This window comes from Mycobacterium paraense (assembly GCF_002101815.1).
GTDB lineage: Bacteria > Actinomycetota > Actinomycetes > Mycobacteriales > Mycobacteriaceae > Mycobacterium > Mycobacterium paraense.
This window is the reverse complement of record NZ_LQPM01000025.1, coordinates 39,782-62,114: the sequence shown is the minus strand read 5'-3', so window position 1 is coordinate 62,114 and position 22,333 is coordinate 39,782. Positions and strand designations below refer to the sequence as shown.

Below are 22,333 nucleotides of genomic sequence, written 5' to 3'. Positions count from 1 at the left end.
GCGCGGGGGCGACGGGCCTCTCCTCGCCGGTTGGGGCGGCGCCGGTGGCGCCGGTGGATCCAGCCATTCCGGTACCGGCGGGGCGGGCGGGGATGGCGGCACCGGCCTGGTGTGGGGCGACGGCGGCGCCGGGGGGCCCGGCGGAAGCAGCCAAACCGGGGTCGGCGGAGCCGGCGGGCACGGCGGTCTTTCGTGGATCAACGACGGCGGCGTCGGCGGGACCGGCGGCGCCGGCGGCGCGCACGGCGGGGCCGGCGGAGCCGGCGGCAACGGCGGCGTGGTCGGGCCGGGCGGGGCGGGCGGCGCCGGCGGGGCCAGCGTCCTCGGTGCGGGCGGCAACGGTGGAAACGGCGGCATGAGCGGCGGTCTGGGCAATGGTGGCGCCGGCGGCGCCGGCGGGTCGAGCTTGGGTGCCGCGGGCGGCGGCGGTGGCGCCGGCGGCAATGCCCTGCTGCTCGGCAACGGCGGCAACGGCGGCAATCCCGGCACCGGCACGGCGCTGGGTCCCACCGGCGCCGGTGGTACCAGCGGGCTACTGCTGGGGGTCGACGGCTTCAACGCTCCCGCCAGCACTTCGCCCCTGCATAGCCTCCAGCAGCAGGTACTCCACGCCATCGACGCCCCTGTCCAGGCACTGACCGGACGTCCGCTGTTCGCCAACGGCGCCCCCGGGGCCGCGGGCACCGGGCAGCCTGGCGCGCCCGGTGGGTGGCTGCTCGGCGACGGCGGCGCCGGCGGCTCGGGTGGCCCGGGCCTCAACGGTGGCGCCGGCGGGACCGGCGGCGTGATCGGTTGCGCCGGCGCCGGCGGGGCCGGCGGCAATTCGTCAACCGGCAACGCCGGGGCCGGCGGGGCCGGCGGGACCGCCGTGTTCGACCACGGCGGCGCTGGCGGCAGCGGCGGGCTCACCACCGCCGCGGGCGCGGTCGGCGGGGCCGGCGGGGCCGGCGGACCTAGCGGGCTGGCTTCGTACGGCGGGACCGGCGGGGCCGGCGGCGCCGCATTCGGGACCGGCGGGACCGGCGGAAGCGGCGGTGCCGGCGGGACCGGCGGTCCGTTGGGCGGGCTGATCACCGCCGGCGGCGGAGTTGGCGGGGTCGGTGGATACGGCGATCTCGCCGGGGGCGCCGGGGGCGCCGGCGGCGACGGCAACGCGCTCTTCGGCCATGCCGGGGCCGGCGGGGAAGGTGGGGCCGGCGCGACCGGCACGGGCGGAGTCGGCGGCGCCGGCGGCAACGGCGGCCTGCTGCTCGGGGCCGGCGGGGCCGGCGGGGACGGCGGGTTCGGCGCGACCGCCGGCGGACACGGCGGGGCCGGCGGCAACGCGGTGCTGATTGCCAACGGCGGCGGCGCCGGCGGGGCCGGCGGGGCCAGCCTGACCGGCGCCGGCGGCAACGGCGGGACGGGCGGCAGCGCGGGCATACTGCTGGGGCCCGGCGGTAATGGCGGGGCCGGCGGAGCCAGCTCGACCGGCGGCGGAGGCGCCGGCGGAGCCGGCGGTCAGGGCAGCGCGCTGCTCCTGGGCACCGGCGGGGCCGGCGGCGCGGGTGGCGCCGGCGCGGTGACCGGTGGCAACGGCGGCCAGGGCGGTAACGCGGGCCTGCTCGGCGCCGGCGGCAACGGCGGCAACGCCGGGCCCGGCGCGACCGCGGGCACTCCCGGCGCCGGCGGCACCGGCGGAACGCTGTTCGGCGTGGACGGCTTGAACGGGTTGCCGTAGCCCTTCATTGCGTGCGCGCCCAGCCTCCCAGACCTCTACTAGACCGCAAGATCATCGTCACCGCGGAAGTGGCGGGTAAGCCTCACTAGAGGGGTCCTTGAATTTGCCTTGCTCCTCGCTGACGGCTCTGGTTCCGTCGCGATCTTCTGTTCCACAGTGCAACGGCATGGTTCGCCGCAAGCCTGTGTGCTACTACCGCGCTCGCGTAGCGGCGGGAAGCGCCTCAATGCATCGCGTCATTGACGCTGTTGTCCGCTGGTAAGCGCCCTATTCTTAGCGGATCGGGGTATCGGACCGCGAATGGTGGTGTTCGCATGACGGCGGCGGGATTGGCGTGCGTTGTGTGCGGGACAGCACTGCCGTCGAATTCGAAATTTTGTATGGAGTGCGGGTCGCCGATCGCCGCCCCGGGCACACCGGCGGAGTACAAGCAGGTCACGGTGTTGTTTGCCGATGTGGTGCGCTCGATGGACATCGCGTCCGTACTGGATATGGAGCGGTTACGCGAGATCATGGCCGAGCTGGTGGAGCGGTCAGCGGCGGTGGCGCAGCGCTACGGCGGCGGGACCGTCGAATACACCGGCGATGGCGTGATGACGATCTTCGGCGCCCCGGTGGCCTTGGAGGACCATGCTTTCCGGGCGTGCCTGGCCGCGCTGGCCATCCAGGACCAGGCCAACCGGTTGGCGGACGAGGTGCACCGCCGCGATGGCGTGGCGCTGCAGTTGCGGGTGGGCCTGAATTCGGGCCGGGTGATCGCCGGTGAGATCGGTTCGGGGTCACTGGGTTACGCCGCGACCGGCGCGACGGTCGGATTTGCCCGGCGGATGGAGTCGGTGGCGCCGCCGGGCGGGGTGATGCTGTCGGAGTCCACTGCGCGCCTCGTCGAGCACATCGTGGTGCTGGGCGAACCGGAGTGGGTGCGCGTCAAGGGGTTCGACGAGCCGGTGTGCGCGCGCCGGCTGTTGGGGATCGGTCCGCGGGATCGGCCGGTCGGTCGCGCCGAGGCCAGTCTGGTCGGCCGCCGCAGCGAGATGGCTGCCCTCGACGCCATGGTGGACCGGGCGCTGGGTGGCCGCGGCGGCGTGGTCGGTGTGGTGGGACCGCCGGGCATCGGCAAGAGCCGGACGGCCCGGGAGACGGCTGCCCTGGCGGCACGTCGCGGAGTCGAGGTGTTTTGGGCCTTCTGCGAATCCCACGCCGCCGACATTCCCTTCCGTGCGGTGGCCCAGCTGCTGCGCGTGCGCATCGGGGTGGCTGATCTCGACGGCGAAGCGGCCCGCGCTCGGGTGCGGGAGCAGCTTCCCAATGCAGACCCCCAGGATCTGCTGTTGCTCGATGACCTGCTGGGCATCGCCGCCCCCGGCGTGGCGCTGCCTCGGATCGACCCCGATGCGCGGCGTCGCCGGCTGACCGCACTGATCAACTCCGCGTCCCTGGCCACCACCCGACCGGCGCTGTTGATCATCGAGGATGTCCAGTGGATCGATGCCGTCAGCGAATCGCTGCTGGCCGACTTCCTCACCGTCATCCCGCAAACCCCGTCGATGGTGTTGCTCACCGCCCGCCCCGAGTACCGGGGAGCGTTGACACGGGGGCCCGGCGCGGAGACGATTTCACTTGCGGCACTGGACGATTCGGACACCGCAGCGCTGATCGCTGAGCTGCTGGGATCAGATCCCTCGGTCGGTGAGCTGGCGGGAATCATCGTTGAACGGGTCGCCGGCAACCCGTTTTTCGCCGAAGAAATGGTGCGCGAGTTGGCCCAGCGCGGCGTGCTGGCCGGTGAGCATGGTGGCTACCTGCGCCGAGTGGATGTCGCCGAGGTAGCCGTGCCGGCCACGGTACAGACGGCCATCGGGACGCGCATCGACCACCTGAATGCGCCGGCCAAGCGGACGCTGCACGCGGCGTCGGTGATCGGCGAACGCTTCGGGGCAGATCTGCTTGCCGCGTTGGGCATCGATGCGGTGCTCGACGAACCGCTGGGCGCCGAGCTCATCGATCAGGTGCGGTCCACCCCGAACGCCGAATACGCCTTTCGCCACCCGCTGATCCGCGCGGTGGCCTACGAATCACAGCTCAAATCGGACCGTGCCGAATTGCACCGGCGCGTCGCGGCAGCGATCGAATCACGTGACCCGACAGCAGCTGACGAGAATTCAGCCCTCATTGCGTCGCATCTAGTGGCCGCCGGTGATTCGCATGCCGCCTACGGCTGGCACGTGCGGGCGGCAACCTGGGCGACCTACCGCGACATCAACGCTGCCCAGCTGAGCTGGGAGCACGCTCAGAAGATCGCCGACACGCTGCCCGCCGATGACCCAAACCGAACAGCGATGCGCATTGCTCCGCGCACCATGTTGTGCGGGATCGCCTACCGAGTCCATGAACGTGTGGCCGGCACCCGGTTCGAGGAATTGCGGGAGTTGTGCGCCGCCGCGGGGGAAAAGGCGTCGCTGGCCACCGGGATGGCCGGGTTGATAATCGATCACGCGTTTGCGGACCGGGTGTGCGAAGCGTCGCAGGTGGCATCGGAAGCCTGGACATTGATCGAATCGATCGGTGATCCGATCCTCGCGGTGGGACTGTCCATGCCGTTGCTCTATGCCAAGGCCGAGACCGCCGACTTCGCTGACGTGCTGCGCTGGTCGCAGCGAGTGATCGACCTGGCCGACGGTGACCCGACTAAGGGCGACTTCCTCTTCGGAGCGCCGCTAGCGATCGCTATTACCGCGCGTGGCGTGGCCCGGTCGTTCCTGGGTCATCCCGGGTGGCGCGACGACCTGCGGGACGGCCTTGCCATTGCTGACGAATTCGACCCGATGTCGGCCGCCACGGTCGTCGGCTGGACCTACACCACGGGCGTAGTTTTCGGCCTGCTCAACCCCGACGATCGCGCAGTGTGTGACATTGAGAATGCCCTGCAGAATGCGGAACGAGCCGGTGATGACTTCGCGTTGTCCCAAGCCAAGGTGACGCTGGGCCTTGCGTTGGTACATCGCCCCACGGCCGCTGACCGTAGTCGCGGGCAGCAGCTTTTGGCCGACGTCACCGACCTGTGCCAACCCCGGGGACAGGCGTTATGCGACCTCTGGCTCGTCAATGTCTACTCGGCGCGCGAGCTGGCTAGGGATGGGGACCGCGATCAGGCCATACCGCTGATGCGTGCCGCCGTCGACCATCTGTTCCGCCGAGGACGGCTGTGGCTGCACGGGATTCCATCGACCGGTGTTCTGGTAGAGACACTGCTTGATCGCGGGTCCGACAGTGACCTGGCCGAAGCCGAGACCGCGATCGAGCGGTTGGCGGCCGCACGAGCCGATGACGGCCTGGTGATGCGTGACGTCTGGCTCCAGCGGCTGCGCGCCCTGCTGGCCCGCGCCCGCGGCGATGCCGCGGCTTATGCGCAATTGCGGGATCGCTACCGCGCGATGGCGGAATCGCTCGGCTACGAAGGACATATCGCCTGGGCAGAGGCGACGCCATGACGGCGACCACGTTGGCGGCAAGAGTCCCAGACCAGGAGCGGTCGGTCTAGCGGCAACGATGCGGCCGAGCATGCAGGCGACTCGTCCCAGCCTCCGTTGTGATCTTATTGATGTTCGCTGTGAGCTGACGTGGCAGGACCCCAAGAATTGGTCCACTTTTTTGTGAGAGTCGATTTTATTTGTGCGTTGCAATGGCACCCTACCCAGCTCGTGGCTGGTCGGCGGGTTCAGTGTCCGGCGTCGAATTCGATGGGCAGAGTGGTGGGTCCGCTCAGTGCGGTCAGCGGTTTCCATGGGGCCGGACCGGTGCGGCGGGCGTTGGGCATGCGCCGTGTCATCACCGCCAGGGCTTCGGCCAACTCGAGGCGGGCGAGATGGGCACCGAGGCAGTAGTGCATGCCGGCGCCGAATGTCTGGATCGGTGGGGCGCCCACGCGGCTGATCTCGAGACGGTCGGGGTCGTCGCAGACCGCGGGATCCCGGTTGGCCGCCCCAGTGTTGACGACGACTATTGTGTCGGCCGCGATTTTGACGCCGGCGACTTCGACATCCTCCATCGTGGCGCGCAACGTGACGAAGGTGATCGGCGAATGGCGGATGAGCTCCTCGACGGCATTGACCGCAAGCTCCGGATGCCGGCCCAGGAGTGCCCACTGGTCGGGGTGATCGCACAGCACGTGTACCGCCGCACTCAACTGGAGGCGGGTGGTGTCGGTGCCTGCCAGCAACAGCGCGGCCACGAGCATGCGGAGTTCGTCGGCGCTGAGGCGATCGCCATCGTCCTCGGCGCGGATCAGCTCGGAGATCAGGTCGTCGGTCAATGCGTGCCGCCGGTGCGCGAGCATGTCGTCGATGTAGGTGTCGAGAGCATCCCAGGCGGTCAGGATCGCCGATGTTTCCTTGGCGGCATTCCAGCTGAAAGCCTTCAAGATGTCATCTGTCCAGCTGGAGAACAGTTCCCAGTCTTCGGGCGGTGCGCCCAGTAGCGCGCAGATGACCGGGATCGGGTATTGGCGGGCAATGTCGGTGACCACGTCGCAGCGCCCGTGGGCGCTGTGGCGGTCAACCAGTCCCGTGATGATGTCGACGATCGTCGTGCGCAGCCGTGGCGTCGCTTTGGGTGTGAAGGCTTTGCACACCAGTCGGCGTAGCCGGTGGTGTTCCTCCCCGTTGAGGCTGAGAATGTTGGCGGCGACGCGGTCCCAAAGCGGGCCAGAGGTGATGCCTTGCGCTGCAAGGAACATCCCTTGAGGCACCCGGAATCGCGGGTCGCGGAGCGCGGTGCGCACGAGATCGTAGGTCAGCAGCTCGGGCCCGTATGGCCCGATCGCGATCGGCGCCTTCTCGCGGGCCTGGCTGATGATTGCGTGGGCTTCGTCGGGGTGTTGAGCGTATTCGTAGTTGATCGTCGGTAGTCCGGCATCGAAGACGCTTGGGCAGCCCGATCCGTCAACGGTTACGGTCATGGTGGTCCTCCTCGGTCGGGTCCTCGACTCGACTGTGGGGCTTCCGGAGCGCCTGATCATCGGGGAGAACTCGTAACTGACGGGCCCGTTCTATAGGCGCGCACCGGCATGGTGTTTTGCCCTACGTGGTTCCCCCGGTGGCGCGATGTTTCACCGAACCGACCGCTCAGCGACGTCGGGATACGGGTTTTCACTGATGTTTGCGGCTCCCTGCCCCGAGATGCTGGCTAGCATGACCGAAACTGATCCACGTGCGGACATGCCGCCGGTGAACTGGAGTGAGTTGGGCGTGGGCGAGCTGCCAACCGGAACGGTGACGCTGCTGCTCGCCGACGTCGAGGGCTCGACGCGGTTGTGGGAGACCCAACCGGAGGAGATGACGGCCGCCGTCGCTCGCTTGGACCGCATGCTAGGAGACCTGCTCGCCGCCCACGGCGGGGTGCGGCCGGTCGAGCAGGGTGAGGGCGACAGCTTTGTGGTCGCGTTCGCCCGCGCGAGCGAGGCGGCCGCGTGCGCATTGGAGTTGCAGCGGGCGCCGCTGGCCCCGATCCGGTTGCGCATCGGTGTGCATACCGGAGAGGTGCAGCTGCGCGATGACGGTAATTACGTTGGCCCGACGATCAACCGGACGGCGCGGCTGCGCGATCTCGCGCACGGCGGCCAGACGGTGCTCTCGGGCACCGCCGAGGATTTGGTTGTCGATACGCTTCCGGCCGACGCGTGGCTGACCGATCTCGGCAGTCACGAACTGCGCGGTGTCGCCCGTCCCGAACGGGTGGTGCAGCTGTGCCACCCCGATATCCGCAACGACTTCCCGCCGCTTCGGACGTCGAAACCCGTTGCCGCGGAGCATTTACCGGTGCAGCTCACCAGTTTTGTCGGCCGCGGCGCGGAGATTCACGATGTGCGGCAGACCCTCGTTGCCAACCGGCTGGTCACCTTGACCGGCGCCGGCGGTGCCGGTAAGACCCGTCTGGCCATACAGGTCGCGGGTCAGATGGCTACCGATTTCGGTGACGGAGTGTGGTATGTCGAGCTGGCGCCGATCACCGACCCCGACCTGGTGCCAGTCGCGATGGTAGGTGCCCTCGGCCTGGCGGATCAGCCGAGCCGCCCCACAACAGAGACGCTCATCGGGTTCGTAAGAGATCGTCGGATGTTGGTGCTGCTGGACAACTGTGAACACCTTCTGGATGCGAGTGCTGCGCTGATCACCGCGCTGCTGAGCGCCTGTCCGCGGCTGACGCTGCTGGCAACGAGTCGTGAGCCGATCGGGGTCGCCGGCGAGGTGACTTGGCAAGTGCCATCGCTCTCGTTGGACGACGAGGCCATCGAGCTGTTCGTCGACCGAGCGCGCCGGGTGCGATCCGGATTCACAGTCACCGACGACGACAACGACGCTGTGAAGGAGATCTGCCGTCGCCTCGACGGCATGCCGCTGGCCATCGAACTCGCCGCGGCCCGGGTGCGTGCGTTGACGCTCCACGAGATCATCGACAGTTTGCACGACCGCTTCCGCTTGTTGACCGGTGGTTCCCGCACTTCGGTGCGTCGCCAACAGACACTGCATGCGTCGGTGGATTGGTCGCATGCGCTGCTGACCGAGCCCGAGCGAGTCTTGTTTCGCCGGCTTGCGCCGTTCATGGGTGGATTCGACCTCGCCGCCGCCCGTGCCGTCGCCGGCGGCACCGAGGTCGAGCGATACCAGGTCCTCGACCAACTCACTCTGCTCGTGGGCAAGTCGTTGGTGGTGGCCGACGACACGGGCGGCCGAATGCGGTACCGGCTACTTGAAACCGTGCGCCAGTACGCCCTGGAAAAGCTCGGCGAGTCCGGTGAAGCCGATACCGTGCGGGCGCGTCACCGCGATTACTTCACCTTGATGGCTAGCCAGCTCGATGCCCCGACGGCCAGCGGCCACCAGCAGCGTGTCGAGCAAGCCGAGAGCGAGATCGACAACCTGCGCTCGGCCTTCGCCTGGAGCCAGGAGAACTCAGACGTCGAGCGTGCGCTGCAGCTCGTGTCGTCACTGCAGCCGCTCTGGCTAGGGCGTGGCCGTATCCAGGAAGGACTGGCCTGGTACGACGCCATCCTCAGCGACGACACCGCGCACGGCATCGAGGTAGCGGCCGGGGTACGGGCGCGGGCGCTCGCCGACAAGGCCGCGCTCGCCACCCAGGTCGTCGCCGTCGACAGCCTCGATCAGGCCGAAGAAGCCCTGGCGATCGCGCGTGGAATTGGCGACCCGGCCCTGGTGGCCCGGGCGCTCACCGCCTGCGGAGGTATCGCCGCCTACAACACCGAGGTGGCTTCGCGCTACCTCGCCGAGGCGAACGAACTGGCCCGGGGCCTCGGCGACCAAGGGATGTTGAGCGAGATCCTCGGCTTTCAGGCGTACGCCGCATTCATCGCGGGTGACCCGATCGCCGCGCGTGCGGCCGGTGAAGAAGGACGCGACCTCGCCGAGTCGATCGGTGACCGGCCTGCCGCGTTTCGCTGTCGCTGGAGCCTCGGTTTGGCACAGTGGATGCAGGGCGAGTTGGCCGGGGCCGTCGCACAGTTTCGCGGCGCGGCTGCCGACGCCGAGACCAATCACGACGTGGTCGGGACGGCGGCAATGCTGTTCTGCCAGGGCATGGTGTTGGCGTACCACGGTGACATCAGTGCGGCGCGAGCCGCGGCCGACGCGGCGATCGAGGCCGCAGCGGAGATCGGTGGGTTCATTGAGGGCTTTAGCTACGCGGCGTTGGCTACGGCGAGCCTGGCCGCAGGTGATGTAGCGGCCGCGGCCAATGCGAGCGAGGCGGCCTCGCAGCGGTTGAGTGCCCAGCTGGGGGTGGTGAATATCAACCCAGTAGCGCAGGTTGCCCTTGCGCGTGGTGATTTGGTCGCGGCCCGCCGCTGGGCGGACGATGCCGTCTCGGTGATGAGGGGCTGGCACCTAGCGGTGGCGCTGACGACGCGTGCGCGGGTTGCGATCGCACAAGGCGAGCCGGAGCAGGCCGATCGCGACGCCTACCGGGCGCTCGCGTGCGCCGCCGAAGTCGAGGCGCATCTGGCTCTCCCCGATACTGTCGAGTGCCTGGCAACGCTGGCCGGCGCCGCCGACAGTCACCGAGAAGCCGCGCGACTATTCGGCGCGGCGCAGGCCCTGCGGGAACGCATGGGTGCGGTCCGGTTCAAGATCTATGACGCCGGGCACGATGCCGCGGTCGCGACGCTTCGTAATGCATTGGGCGCAGCCGACTTCGAGTCTGCACGGGCCGAGGGCGCCGCGCTGTCCACCGGCAAAGCGATCGCCTACGCCCAACGCGGCCGCGGCGAGCGCAAACGCCCGGCCAGCGGCTGGGCATCGCTGACGCCAACCGAACTGGACGTCGTCCGGCTCGTCAGTGCCGGCTTGGGCAACAAGGACATCGCGACAAGGCTTTTCGTCTCACCACGCACCGTCGAAACCCACCTCACTCATGTCTACACCAAGCTGGGCCTGGCTTCGCGCGTCCAACTTGCCCAAGAGGCAGCACGTCACGCCTGACCGATGGGGCGGCCAAGCCTTTCGACGGGGTCGGATTATCGGGCCACTGACAACTACCGGTGTTGCATCGACTTCGCGTACCCGCGTCGCAGCCGACGGTGTTACCGGATCGCAAGGTGCGTCACTGTTCTCACTGCTTTGGGGGTCTATTGGTGGGTGCAGTTGGCGGCGTAGCGGGCTGGCGGCTGGTAGCCCAGGGCGGAGTGGGGCGGTGGTGGTTGTATTGATACTTCCAATCGCCGATGACGACGCGGGCGTGCGCCAGTGACCAGAAGATGTTGATGTTGAGGCATTCGTCGCGGACCCTGCTGTTGAAAGATTCGATATAGCCATTGCGCCACGGCTGGCCTGGCGGGATGAACGCCAGTAATAGGCGATCACCGGCCCAGTCGGCCATCGCTGCGCAGGCCAGCTCGGGCCCGTTGTCACAACGCAGCACATCTGTAGCGCCGGGTACCAATACTCCCGCAAACCCAAAAACGGGATTTTGTCCCAGTTGGCCCGCACATACTCCCACGGCACATCGGCCAGCGAGTGCGGCTTTTCGGCCATCCCGTAGGGCAGCTTCCAAAACCGGTACATCGCCAGGCTGCTGCTGCGCAGCGGCTGCAGCCGCGGCACATCCAACCGCTCGCCCAGACCCGGTAGCAGTCCCACCACCCGACGCGCCGCGGCGCGGAGCTGATAGCCAAGCACCGTGCGGGCCCGCGCCAACATGCGCACCGGCGGCAACACCGCCGCCAGCTGCGCCTCGCTCACCGGTGAAGGTAACGCCCGCTCGCAACTTGTGAGTTCATCGATCATCTGGGCAGCATGCGTCCGTTCTCGTGACGCTGAGTCAGTAGTCCGATACTTAAATCATTCGCTGTCCAGGCGCACATCGTCTGGCGCAACGTGGCTCTGTTCGCGCTTGGGCCGGATATCACGCCGGCCACGGAGTCGCGGTCTTGGGCCCCGGCTTATTCCCAGGCCAGACGAGGGAGGCTGAGTCGTCCGCGATTGGACAGCTGGGCGGTGCTTAACGTGACACTCGCCTGTCTCACCGGCATCAGCGGGAGCGCGCATCTGCTGCGTTTTGCGCCGCAACAAGTTTCGCTTCGGCCATACGGTACAGGCCATCCAGGGCGGACTGCTCGACGTTGACGTACTGGCAGATCACGTCGGCGGAGATGCCGGCGTCGCGTAGCCTCAATGCCAGCGAATAGGGTAACGGCAGCCGGCGCAGGGCCCGCTCGCGTTGGCTGAGTTCATTGGCCATCTGAGCAGCATGGACACGTTTTCACAATGCCGACTCAGTATGGACCTACTGCAATTGTCGCCGGCGCGGGAGGCCACGCGGTCGGACCGTTCACTTTGTGTGCGCCCGTGGTCGGGGTAGCAGGGCGGCGAGTTCCTCGCGGCTGCTGGTCCCCGTCTTCGACATCGCCCGATAGATGTGGCTTTCGACGGTGCGCGCGGACAGGGTCAGCCGCTCGGCGATTTCGCGGCTCGACAATCCTTCGCCGATCAGCATCACGATCTCCCGTTCCCGATCGGTGAACGGCAAGGGCTCGCCGGCCTGACGAAGCGCCAAAGTGCTTGCGCCGCAATGATTGGCCAAGGCGGCGGCGCGCGTCGAGCAACCCAACGCCGACCCTCGAAGGCCCTGCCGGCGATACGTCAGGGCGGCGTGAGCGGCCGCGTCGAGGGCGGCGACAAGATCGCCCAGACGCTCGAAGTCTTCCGACACCCGGCCCAATTGGGGGGCATCGCCGTCGCGCAGGGCCTCGGCGAATCGCGCGGCCACGCCCGCCCGGGGCCCCTCGACGATCCCCTCGAGCTCACGCAGCCGAGGAGCGCCCGAGGAGTCGCCGAACTGGGCGGCGACCTGCAAGCACATCACTTCCGCCGCGAATTGCTCTTGCCGGGCTGCCTTTTGGGCCGCCGCCAGCACCACAGCGATCGCCTGGCTCACCGCGCCCTGGCCCGCGGCCACCCATCCCCGGGCCAGGCTCAATTCGTAGTCCAGCGACCGAAACGGGCGTTGCACCTTGCCGAGCGCGGCAAGCGCGGCGGCCGCCTCGTCCGTCGACCCGCGGACGGCGAGCGCCATCGCGTACGGGATGCGGTAGCGGTAGCCCCAGCCCAGCGGGTGCGTTCCGGACATCCCGACGGCCGCCTTCTCCAACAACACACAGGCGGAACGAACGTCGCCCGCGCCGAGGGCGGCCCGGCCCGCGACGGCGGCACCGAGCAGTGCGGCCGCGCCCGGAAGGTCGCGCGCCTGCTGTTGCACGCGTTCGGCCACGTCCGCGGCGTCGCCGATCCGCCCCGACAGCAACAGCGCGCTCACGTGTGAATCGGCAATGTTGAACCTCATGTGCGGGGCGTCGAACGAGCGAGTCGCGGCGACGTAACCGGCCTCTGCGGTGCCCACGGCCGCGGTGGTGCGCCCGGCGTCCGCGGCGATGGTGGCCAGAGCCCAGGCTATTTCCGCCCCAACCACCGCGGGCAGGTCGTCCAACACGAGTTTGGTCGACGCCTGCAACGCCCGACCGGGCTGATCCATCGCGAACCAGTACACGGTGAGGAAGGCGTCGATATAGCTGTGCGCCCGCGACGGCGTGGCGCGCGCCGCGTCATCGACGACATCCTTCGCCCGCGCGGGATCACCCAGCGCCCAGAGCAGGTTGCTCGCGCGAAAGAACGCGAACCTGGCGCGGTCGGCGTCGTTCAATTGGTCGATGTCGATCTCGCTCAGCACCGCGTCCGCCTCTTCACCACGGCCGAGCCATGAAAGGGCATGCGCGCGAACAAAATTCGGTTCGGGCCCCGCTCCGGCGCGGACCGCCGCCTCCGCGAGCCGGTCGGCCAGCGGCAGGTCCGCCAGCCAGACGGCGCCCCGGGCTGCCCGGACGAGCAGGTCCACGTCGCGCGCGAGGTCGGAGTCGAGGCTCAAGGTGGCCCGCCGCACGACGACCTGGATGTCGTCACGCTCAGCGGATTCGGCGAGTTCGGCGGCCACCAACCCGCGCAAGCGCCGCAGCTTCGTGGCTGGCGCTCCCCTGCGGCGCGCCTCGCCGTAGAGCGGATGCGCCACCCGCACCTGCACACCACCGACCCCGGGCTCGAGCGTGATCAGACCGCGGGTGTCGGCCTCTTCGACCGCGGCGGGGTCGGTGAGCCGCCGCAGCGCCGCCAGCTCGACGGGTTCCCCGACAGCCAGCAGGTCGATCACGTCGTTGACCGCGGCGGGTAGGTCCCCGATGCGGGACTCGATCAGCTCGACCAGGTTGGGCGGCAGCACCGGATCACCGATCCAGCGCCAGCACCCCTGCTGTTGAACGAGGCGGCCGTCGGCGACCTCCTGCTCGACGATGTTCCGTAGATACAAGGCATTGCCGCGGGTGAGGTTCCAGAGCCGCTGAGCCGCATCCGAATCCACCGGCCCCGCCAACGTCGCCGACAGCAGCCTGCTGGTTTCGTCGAGTGACAGCGGCTGCAGATCGAGCCGCTCGAACCGGCCGCCCTTCCAAATCTCTTGCACGGCGGGGGAAATGGGCGAGCCGTCGCGAACGGTAAGCAGAACTTTCGCAACGCCGCGCTGAACGATTTGGTGCACAACGAATATCGACAGATCGTCGAGCAGATGCACATCGTCGACGCACACCACCACCGTGGCGTCCGAAGCGGCGGCCGTCAGCGACGCGATCACCCCCCGCAGCAGCTGAACGGTGTCGCTGACATCCGAGGGCGCCCACGCGGTGAAGGCACCCAGCGGAATCGCCCGGGCCGACGACGTACCGACCGCCACCCGGCATTCGCATCCCCGCGACTCGGCAGCAGTCAAGGCCTCCCGCGCGATCCGGCTCTTGCCCACGCCCGCCGCCCCGTGGACGACGATCCCGGAAGCATCCGAAGCCGAGATGGCGGCGTCGATTGCCGCCATCTCCTCCGAGCGGCCGACCAACGGCCACTGCAATCGCACCAAGAAAGCGTACGTGGCATCACCGCGCCATCCGACGGTAATCGGACCGGGTGGATCAAAGCTCTTCTGGGAACCCTGCAGCGCCCCTATGCTGGTCAAACGGGACCTGGGGGCCGAAGGCGGCGGAGGGTCTGATGACCGCAACGACCGCGTGCCGCACGTGTGGCACGGACCCGCGCGAGGGTGCGCGATTCTGTGATGGCTGCGGTGCACCGATCACGACGCACGATTTCCCCGCGGAGTACAAGCAGGTCACGGTCTTGTTCGCCGACGTGGTGCACTCGATGGACATCGCGGCGGCGGTGGGCGCGGAGCGGCTGCGCGAGATCATGGCCGAGCTCTCCGACCGGTGTGCGGCGGTGGTGCAGCGGTACGGCAGCACGGTCGCGCAGTGGACCGGCGACGGGATCATGGCGGTCTTCGGCGCGCCGATCGCGCTGGAAGACCACGCCGTCCGGGCCTGCCTGGCGGCCCTGGGGCTTCAGGAGGAGGCCCAGCGGCTGGCCGTTGACTTCCACCAGCGTCACGGCATCGATCTGCAGTTGCGGGTCGGGCTGAACTCAGGTCAGGTGATCGCCGGGGAGATGGGTTCGGGCCAGTTTGGCTACGCCGCCGTGGGCGAGCAGGTCGGCATGGCGCAACGCATGGAATCGGTGGCGCCCCCCGGCGGGGTGATGCTGAGCGCCTCGACCGCGAGCTTGGTGGAGGGCGCGGCGAATCTGGCTGGGACGGAGCTGGTTCACATCAAGGGCGTCGCGCAGCCGGTGCCGGCCCGCCGGCTGTTGGGCATGGTTGATGGGCGACGCGCGACCGGACGCGCCGAGTCGAATCTGGTCGGCCGGGACTGGGAGATGGCCGCCGTCGAGGGGTTGCTGGCCCGCGCCATCGACGGGAGCGGCGCCGTGGTCGGCGTGGTCGGGCCGCCCGGCATCGGCAAGAGCCGCCTGGTGCGCGAGGTCAGCGCCACGGCGGCGGCCCGGGGCGTCGAGGTATTCAGCGCCTTCTGCGAATCACATGCCAGCGACGTCCCGTTCCGCGTCGTGGCGCAGCTGCTGCGCGCCGCCACCGGCGTGCGCGGTCTGGAGACCGTCGCCGCCCGTGACCGGGTGCGGGCGCAGTTCCCCGATGCCGACCCCGAGGACGTGCTGCTGCTGGAGGACCTGCTGGGCATCGCCGACCCCGAGGCGGCGCTGGCCAAGGTCGATCCGGATGCGCGGCGGCGGCGGTTGACCGCGCTGGTCAATTCGGCATCGCTGGCCCGAAAAGCCCCGACGGTCTATGTCGTTGAGGACCTGCACTGGATCGACGGGGTCAGCGAATCATGGGTTGACGACTTCGTTGCGGTGGTCCCCCAGACCCACTCGCTGGTGCTGATCAGCTACCGCCCCGAATATCGGGGCGCACTGAGCCGGGTGCCCGGTGCGCAAACCATCGCCCTTGCGCCGCTGAGCGATTCGGAGACCGCGGCGCTGGTCCTGCAGCTGCTCGGACCGGACCCCTCGGTCGCCGGCCTTGCCACCACGATCGCCGAAAGGGCCGCGGGAAACCCCTTTTTCGTCGAGGAGATGGTGCGCGACCTGGCGGAGCGGGGTGTGCTGAGCGGGGCCCGCGGCAGCTACGCCTGCCAGGTCGACCATGCCGACGCGGCCGTCCCGGCGACCCTGCAGGCCACCATCGCCGCCCGCATCGACCGGCTGGGCCTGGCCGCCAAGCAGACGCTGAACGCCGCGGCGGTGATCGGGTTGCGGTTCGATGCGGAGCAATTGGCGTTGCTCGATGGTGCCGCCGAGCTGCCCGCGTTGATCGCCGCCGAACTCGTCGACCAGGTGAGGTTCACCCCGCACGCGGAGTACGCCTTCCACCACCCGCTGATCCGGACCGTCGCCTATGAAACACAGCTGAAATCCGACCGCGCCGAACTGCATCGGCGGCTGGCGACCGCGCTCCAGCAACGCGACCCCGATTCGCTCGACGAGAACGCCGCGCTGATCGCCGAGCACTTCGAGGCCGCCGGTGACCTGCGCGCCGCGTTCGGCTGGCACATGCGCGCCGGGGCATGGGCGCAAGCCCGCGATATCAGGTCCGCGCGCAACAGCTGGGAACGGGCCCGAGCGGTCGCCGACCGGTTGCCCACCGACGACCCGGGCCGAGCGTCGATGCGTATCGCCCCGCGGACGCTGTTGTGCCTCAACACCGTTCGGGTGGCGGGCAGCGTCGCCGACACCGGCTTCGACGAACTGCGCGACCTGTGCACCGCCGCCGGTGACACCGTATCGCTGGCGATCGGCATGGGCGGCCTGATGACGACGCTGGTATTCCATAACCGCTACCGCGAAGCGGCACGGCTGGCGTCGGACTGCAGCCAACTGCTCGAGTCGTTCGCCGAACCGCCGTTGACGCTGATGCTGCTGATGAGCAGTGCCAGGTGGTTCGCGGGACAGGCAGCCGAGGGCCTGACGTTGGCGCAGCGCGTCATCGATCTGGCCGGCGGCGATCCCACCAAGGGTGGTCTGGGTCCCGTCGCGTCACCCCTGGCGATGGCGTTTCTCATGCGCGGCAGCTGCCGATATTGCCTCGGCCTTCCGGGCTGGAGGGACGACCTCGAGCAGGCGACGGAGATGACCCGCAGCGTCGACCCGCTGTCTTTAGGGGCCCCTGTCTTGTACAAGTACCGCTTCGCCACCCACGCCGGGGTGCTCCTCCCCGACGCGACGGCCAGTCGTGACACCGCCGAAGCGATGAAGATGGCCGAGCATTCCGGCGATGACTTCGCGGTGGATGGCGCCCGGGTGAGTCGCGGCCTTGTCCTTGTTAAACAGGGCGCTTCGCACCGCGCGGCCGGCTTCGCGCTGCTCGCCCAGTTTCGTGAAGCCAACGTGCGGCACGGGTACGCGGACAACGTCGTGCGGACCGTCGACACCGAAATCGCCAAGGAGAAGGCCAGAACCGGCGACATCGACGGCGCGATCGGATTGGCACGCGCCGTCGTCGACTACACATTCGACGCGGGAGACGCGCTCTCCCTGGGCGAGGCCAACAGGGTCTTCGTGGAGGCGCTGCTGCAGCGCGGCACCGGCGCCGACGTCGAGGAGGCGCAGGCCGCGATCGACCGGCTGGCGGCGGAGCCGACCGATCCGGGCTACGTGCTCTTCGAGGTTCCGCTGCTGCGGCTGCGGGCCTTACTGGCAAGGGCTCGCGGCGATGACGCGACCTATCAGCGCTTCCGCGATCGCTACCGCGACATGGCGAAAACCCTTGGCTTCGAAGGGCATATCGCCTTGGCCGATGCGATGGCGTGACGGCACGCGGAGCTAGCGCGCGGCCAGGACATGGTTCCTCGCCATCCACTCGTCGATGCAGCCCATGGTGACCGGCAGCGCCGCTCCGGAGAACACCATGTGATCGGAGCGGGGAATCTCGACGGCCGTGCCGTTCGGGTACTTGGCCGCGGTGCGTCGGACGACTGTGGGCGGCACGATGCGATCGCGCTCCGCCCCGATCGCCAGCACGGGAACGGTGACCGCCGCGAAATCGACCACGGTGACCTTCGAAAGCCTCGGCACCGCAAGGAGCAGTTCCCACAGATAGCGGCCGGTTTCGCAGACCAGACCGTCGTATATCTCCCGGGCGGTGTCCTCGGTCTGCGTGTTGGCGATCCAGCGGCAGAACTGCTCGAACGTCGGCGGGCACCACGGCTTGGCCCAGGAGCGCGGCCGCAGCACGTGCGGCAGCGACATCCGCAAGCTGCTGCGGGTTCCGCCCAGGACGCCCGCCACCGGGCCCGGGCACGCCGCCACCAGGCCCGCCGGGGCCGTGCGCGCGGCGACCAACTGCGCCACCAGCCCGCCCATCGAGTGACCCACCAGAAGCGGCGGCGAATCCAGGGCATTCACCAGCGTGACCAGGTCGTCGGCGTAGTCGCGCAGGCTCAGCGCGGCGACTTTTGTCGCGCCGTCGCGCAAGGGAAGTTCGTGGTGGCGCAGCGTCGGTGTGTGCGCCGTAAAGCCCCGCTGCTCGAACGCGGCGCGCGCGGCGGCCAACTGCTCCCCGCGGCTCCAGGCCCCATGGACGAGGACGACGTGCTTGGTGGCGCACATGACTCACAGGATGACAGGCGTGCCGCGTTTAGATACCGAGTTCCTGGTCGATCTGCGGCCAGTATCGGAATCCGTCCACAGTGAGCAGGACCCAGTCGTGAATGCCGCCGGTGCCCAGTACGAAGCTGACCGGGGCCCCCGCGACTGCGGCTTCTTGCTGCAGGACGAGCGCGTCGGGCGCGACCGAATCCAGGGAGCCCGAGTAGACATACGTCGGCGGCAACCCCTTGAGTGACCCGTACAGCGGACTCACCAGGGGGTTGTTCTCGGGAAGACCGCCGGCCCATACCTTTCCGATCTGTTGCGCCCCGGTCCCGAGGGGAGGAAGCAGGGGATCGTGGACGAACCCGATGTTGGGGTTGGTATCGCTGACGTCCAGCCACGGGGACAGCAAAACCATTGACGCCGGCACGGTTTGGTTGTTGGCCACCATCAATTCGACGGCCGCGAGTGCGAGGGTGCCGCCGGCGGAGTCACCGAGCACGCTGACGTGCGAGGCCCCGTGCGCGGCGATTTCCGTGGATATCAGCCCGGCCATTGCGGGAACGACCGTGCCGGCGGTACCGCCCTGCTGCATCAACGGATAGATCGGCACCTCGATGGTCGCGCCGGTCTGGTAGGCCATCACCGTGTAGTCGAGCCAGTGCAGGATTGTCGGCGGCAGGATGAACGCGCCGCCGTGAATGGCGACCACGTAGTTGCCGTTGGGGTGGGCCGGGGTGATCTGCACGACGGGCATCCCTTCATAGGTGGTGTGCTGCACCGTTTCCCCGAACAGCAACGGCAGCAGCTTCGGCGGGGAGTCGCCGAGGATCGGCGACAGCAGACCGCTGGCGACCACTCGGTTGAACAGGGAACCCGGCATCCCCCATTGGTTGTAGATTCCGGAGAAGGTCAGGAAATCCTTGACCGGCCACAACGCGGCGTCTTCGATTCTGGTTGCCAGCGAAGGCATTCCGGTGAATGTCCCCGGCTGCGTTGCCGGGAATGGCGGATTGGCCGGTGCGCCGAAGATGTCGGTGACGATCATGTTGCCCAGCCGGACGAATCCCGCGGCGATAACGTTGCCCACGTTGGCGGCCTCGGCGCCGGAATAGGAGCCCGCCCCCGCGGTCAGCGCCTGAGCGAACTGCTCACAAAACGCCGCCGCCCGACCGGCGAGCGCCTGAAAGTGCTGGCCGTTGGAGGAGAACAGCGCCGCAATCGCGCCCGAAACCTCGTCCCCGGCCGCCGCCACCACCGCCGTGGTCGAGCCCGCGGCCACCGTGTTCGCCTCGCCGAGCGACAAACCGATGCCCGCCAAATCCGTTGCCGCCGCTGCCACGTACTCCGGCGCCGCGATCACAAAAGACATGTCGGTCCACCCACGACCCCAGCCTCACGCGAACCGACGCGAGGGTCTGCAGTAGTCGCATACTGAATTTCGGTCGGCCCCGGTCCCGACGACGTGCTGATCGCGGCGCATGACCCGCCGCACGGGCCCGGTGTGCGAACAATCGGTGTTCGGGAGGGGGAATTCCGGCCCAGAGTGGGTAGCTGGAGTACATGACTGATAACAGGCCGTGGGTGGGCTCGGCCGCATTGGTCGTCGGTGTCGGCGCGATCATCGCGGCATTTGCGGCCAGCTCCACGCGGGTCGGCGAAGGTTTCGCGTTCGGTTTCGGCGCGTTCATCGTGCTGTTCGGTGCACTGGCGGTCTTCGTTCGCAACCGCAGGCCCGAACACTGGGGTCTCGTCGTCGTCGGGTTGGCGATGTTCATAGTTCCGTTCCTCGGCAATGGGTACCGCGCTGATGCGGGTGCCTCGTGGACGTGCTGGATCGCCGGGGGTCTCGCGATGGTGCTGGGTGGCATCGGATGGACGACGGGTAGAACGCCGTCGGAGTACGGCATGAATGAAGTCGGCGGCGGTCAATCGCTGCGGAGCGGCTTGAGCTTCTGGATGGGACGTGCCGCTCTGGTAATCGGACTCGCCGCCGTCCTAGTGACCATCGCGACGCCCTCAACCGCACCCGCGACGGCCGTCGTTGTCGGGCTCGGTGGGTTAACGGCCCTGATCAGTGTCTGGTCGCTGCTCGCCGTCGATCCGACTCGCGACTTTCTGACCTTGGCCGTGACGGGCTTCGCTTTGTTTCTTGCGCCGTGGGTGGCCGGCTTCGACGGGGACCGGGCCGCGTGGACCGCGTGGGTGGCGGGTGTTTTGACGACCGCCCTCGGCGTGGCCGGGTACCTGCGTGGCGAGCACCTCGACTTCGCATCGAAAGTCCGCACGGATGCCGACGCCAAGTACCAGGCGCGGTATCGCTGATCCGGCAGGCACCTGTTGCCGTGGGCGCGGACGGTATCGAACCGCCGACCGCTGGTGTGTAAAACCAGAGCTCTACCACTGAGCTACGCGCCCCTATGCCCGCAGCAGGCTACACGCCGACGGGCAGAGCACCCAAAATTTCAGGCCTGCAAAGCCGCCAGCGCGTCGAGCCAGAGCCGCTGGTCGCGGGACTCGCCGGGCTGTTTCATCTCGGCGAAACGAATTATCCCCGACCGGTCGATGACGAAGGTGCCGCGATTGGGGTAGCCGGCGTCGGCGTTGAACACGCCGTAGGCCTGGCTGACCTCGCCGTGCGGCCAGAAATCCGAGAGCACCGGGAACATGAACCCGCTCTCGAGCGACCAGATCTTGTGCGTGGGCGGCGGCCCCACCGAGATCGCCATCGCCACGCTGTCGTCGTTTTCGAACTGCGGCAGGTGGTCGCGCAGCTGATCCAGCTCGCCCTGGCAGATCCCCGTGAACGCCAGCGGGAAGAACACGAGCAGGACGTTCTTGGCGCCGCGAAACGAGCTCAGGGTGACGGGCTGCTGGTTCTGGTCGCGCAATGTGAAGTCGGGGGCCGTGGTGCCGACGGGCAGCATCAACGCTTCCCGGTCCGCGACTTGGGCTGTACCAGCCGGCTGGCGCTCCAGTCGCCGAGGTTGACCGACGAGGTCGGCATCAGGCCGGCGGTGGGGGCCGCCTCGGCGATCTCGGCGGGCAGCACGTGGCCGGGCTTGCCGGTCTTGGGCGTCAGGACCCAGATCACGCCGTCCTCGGCCAGCGGGCCGATCGCGTCCATCAGGGTGTCCACCAGGTCGCCGTCGCCGTCGCGCCACCACAGCAGCACGACGTCGATGACCTCGTCGCTGTCCTCGTCGAGCAACTCGCTGCCGCACGCCTCCTCGACCGCGGCCCGGATGTCGTCGTTGGAGTCCTCGTCCCAGCCCCACTCCTGCACGACTTGGTCCCGTTGGATGCCCAGTTTGCGAGCGAAGCTCGAGGCGTCATCCGCCGCGACCACCGTGGACCCTCCTTAATCCGTCCGCGCACCGTGCGATGGGGATTATCGTCGCACAGCCAGAACGCGGACCATACCCGTACCTCGTCAGGTGTCTCAGAAGGATGCCAGGCAGAGTTTCAGCGCCTTCGTCTTGGTGTCGTTGAGCTGGTCGACCCGCCTGTTGAACTCCGCGATCGACGCGTGCGTCCCGATGGCGTTGGCCACCCCGCGCGCCGCGTCGACGTAGGCATTGAACGCGTCCTTCAACTGCTGTGACAGCGCGTCGTTGAAGCTGTTGGACACCGTGGTGGCGCTGTCGTTCAGCGCGCCGATCGCCGGGCCCTCGGCCGGGCCGGTGTTGCGGCCGCCGTTGAACGCCGCGACGTAGGCGTTCACCTTGTCGATCGCGTCCTTGGCCGAGGTGGCCAGCGTGTCGCAGGAGGTACGCACGGCCCGGGTCGTCAGCGACTGCTGCCGCTGCGACTCCTTGACCCGCGAGGTGGCGGAGGAGGCCGACACCGACGCGGACACCGACTGCCGGTACGCCGGGGCGACGTTGGTGTCCGGGGTGGCCGTGCCGTTGGTGACGCTGGTACACCCGACGATCCCCATGACCAGCGCCGCGATGCAGCCGAGCGCCAGCGCGCCCCGCCGCGGGAAATCCCCCACGTGCATGCGAGGGACGGCACGCCATCCGATGAGCACGATTGCTGACGTTACCGGGTGCCGATTGCGGGCGCGGCTACC

General features: G+C 68.7%; 12 protein-coding genes, 1 tRNA gene and 2 pseudogenes. 5 read left to right on the top strand and 10 right to left on the bottom strand.

The annotated features are described in order from the left end of the window. Both AWB89_RS27330 and AWB89_RS20280 read left to right on the top strand, forming a co-directional pair. Positions 1 to 1,720: pseudogene (locus tag AWB89_RS27330) on the top strand (PE family protein); the annotation flags it as partial. Between the two features lie 314 nt (positions 1,721 to 2,034). Then, a complete protein-coding gene (locus AWB89_RS20280; protein ID WP_085176066.1) occupies positions 2,035 to 5,211 on the top strand; it encodes an AAA family ATPase in 3,177 nt (1,058 codons plus the stop codon). Between the two features lie 227 nt (positions 5,212 to 5,438). Here AWB89_RS20280 and AWB89_RS20275 read toward each other — a convergent pair whose 3' ends face one another. Beyond that, positions 5,439 to 6,677, bottom strand: a complete 1,239-nt coding sequence (locus tag AWB89_RS20275) for a cytochrome P450 (RefSeq protein WP_085176064.1) — start codon at positions 6,675 to 6,677, stop codon at positions 5,439 to 5,441. Positions 6,678 to 6,936: 259 nt separating this feature from the next. On the opposite strand from AWB89_RS20275, the gene AWB89_RS20270 reads away from it, so the two are divergent. Further along, the gene (locus tag AWB89_RS20270; protein WP_142280327.1) at positions 6,937 to 10,212 is read left to right on the top strand and encodes a helix-turn-helix transcriptional regulator; all 3,276 of its coding nucleotides are present in this window, start codon (positions 6,937 to 6,939) and stop codon (positions 10,210 to 10,212) included. Between the two features lie 146 nt (positions 10,213 to 10,358). On the opposite strand, the pseudogene AWB89_RS20265 reads toward AWB89_RS20270, so the two are convergent. From AWB89_RS20265 to AWB89_RS20255, 3 genes and pseudogenes are all read right to left on the bottom strand, one after another. Continuing rightward, positions 10,359 to 10,675 (bottom strand): annotated as a pseudogene (locus AWB89_RS20265) (integrase core domain-containing protein); the annotation flags it as partial. A gap of 585 nt (positions 10,676 to 11,260) precedes the next feature. Then, the gene (locus AWB89_RS20260; protein ID WP_085176061.1) at positions 11,261 to 11,470 is read right to left on the bottom strand and encodes a hypothetical protein; all 210 of its coding nucleotides are present in this window, start codon (positions 11,468 to 11,470) and stop codon (positions 11,261 to 11,263) included. Between the two features lie 90 nt (positions 11,471 to 11,560). Continuing rightward, positions 11,561 to 14,179, bottom strand: a complete 2,619-nt coding sequence (locus tag AWB89_RS20255; RefSeq protein ID WP_085176059.1) for a LuxR C-terminal-related transcriptional regulator — start codon at positions 14,177 to 14,179, stop codon at positions 11,561 to 11,563. A 134-nt stretch (positions 14,180 to 14,313) separates the two neighbouring features. Between AWB89_RS20255 and AWB89_RS20250 the strand changes: the two genes are divergently transcribed. Then, positions 14,314 to 17,478: an ATP-binding protein gene (locus AWB89_RS20250; protein WP_085176057.1), complete on the top strand. Its 3,165-nt coding sequence runs from the start codon at positions 14,314 to 14,316 to the stop codon at positions 17,476 to 17,478. 12 nt (positions 17,479 to 17,490) lie between these two features. Here the strand turns inward: AWB89_RS20250 and AWB89_RS20245 are convergent, their stop codons facing one another. Together AWB89_RS20245 and lipY are read right to left on the bottom strand one after the other, a co-directional pair. Continuing rightward, on the bottom strand, positions 17,491 to 18,276 hold the full coding sequence (locus AWB89_RS20245; protein ID WP_085176055.1) for an alpha/beta hydrolase: 786 nt from the start codon (positions 18,274 to 18,276) through the stop codon (positions 17,491 to 17,493). A 28-nt stretch (positions 18,277 to 18,304) separates the two neighbouring features. Further along, on the bottom strand, positions 18,305 to 19,630 hold the full coding sequence (gene lipY, locus AWB89_RS20240) for a triacylglycerol lipase LipY (protein ID WP_085176053.1): 1,326 nt from the start codon (positions 19,628 to 19,630) through the stop codon (positions 18,305 to 18,307). Between the two features lie 212 nt (positions 19,631 to 19,842). Between lipY and AWB89_RS20235 the strand changes: the two genes are divergently transcribed. Further along, entirely contained in the window at positions 19,843 to 20,583 is a 741-nt protein-coding gene (locus tag AWB89_RS20235; protein ID WP_241520543.1) for an SPW repeat domain-containing protein, read from the top strand. Between the two features lie 21 nt (positions 20,584 to 20,604). Here AWB89_RS20235 and AWB89_RS20230 read toward each other — a convergent pair. The 4 genes from AWB89_RS20230 to AWB89_RS20215 all read right to left on the bottom strand — a co-directional run bounded on the left by AWB89_RS20230 (position 20,605) and on the right by AWB89_RS20215 (position 22,291). After that, positions 20,605 to 20,676, bottom strand: a tRNA-Val gene (locus AWB89_RS20230). Positions 20,677 to 20,723: 47 nt separating this feature from the next. After that, positions 20,724 to 21,185, bottom strand: a complete 462-nt coding sequence (locus tag AWB89_RS20225) for a peroxiredoxin (protein WP_085101744.1) — start codon at positions 21,183 to 21,185, stop codon at positions 20,724 to 20,726. Continuing rightward, positions 21,185 to 21,607: a DUF3052 domain-containing protein gene (locus AWB89_RS20220; protein ID WP_085101746.1), complete on the bottom strand. Its 423-nt coding sequence runs from the start codon at positions 21,605 to 21,607 to the stop codon at positions 21,185 to 21,187. The genes AWB89_RS20225 and AWB89_RS20220 overlap by 1 nt, the downstream gene beginning before the upstream one ends. Before the next feature lie 93 nt (positions 21,608 to 21,700). Next, positions 21,701 to 22,291, bottom strand: coding sequence for a hypothetical protein (locus AWB89_RS20215; protein WP_085101748.1), 591 nt, complete (start codon positions 22,289 to 22,291; stop codon positions 21,701 to 21,703). Positions 22,292 to 22,333: the final 42 nt, after the last annotated feature.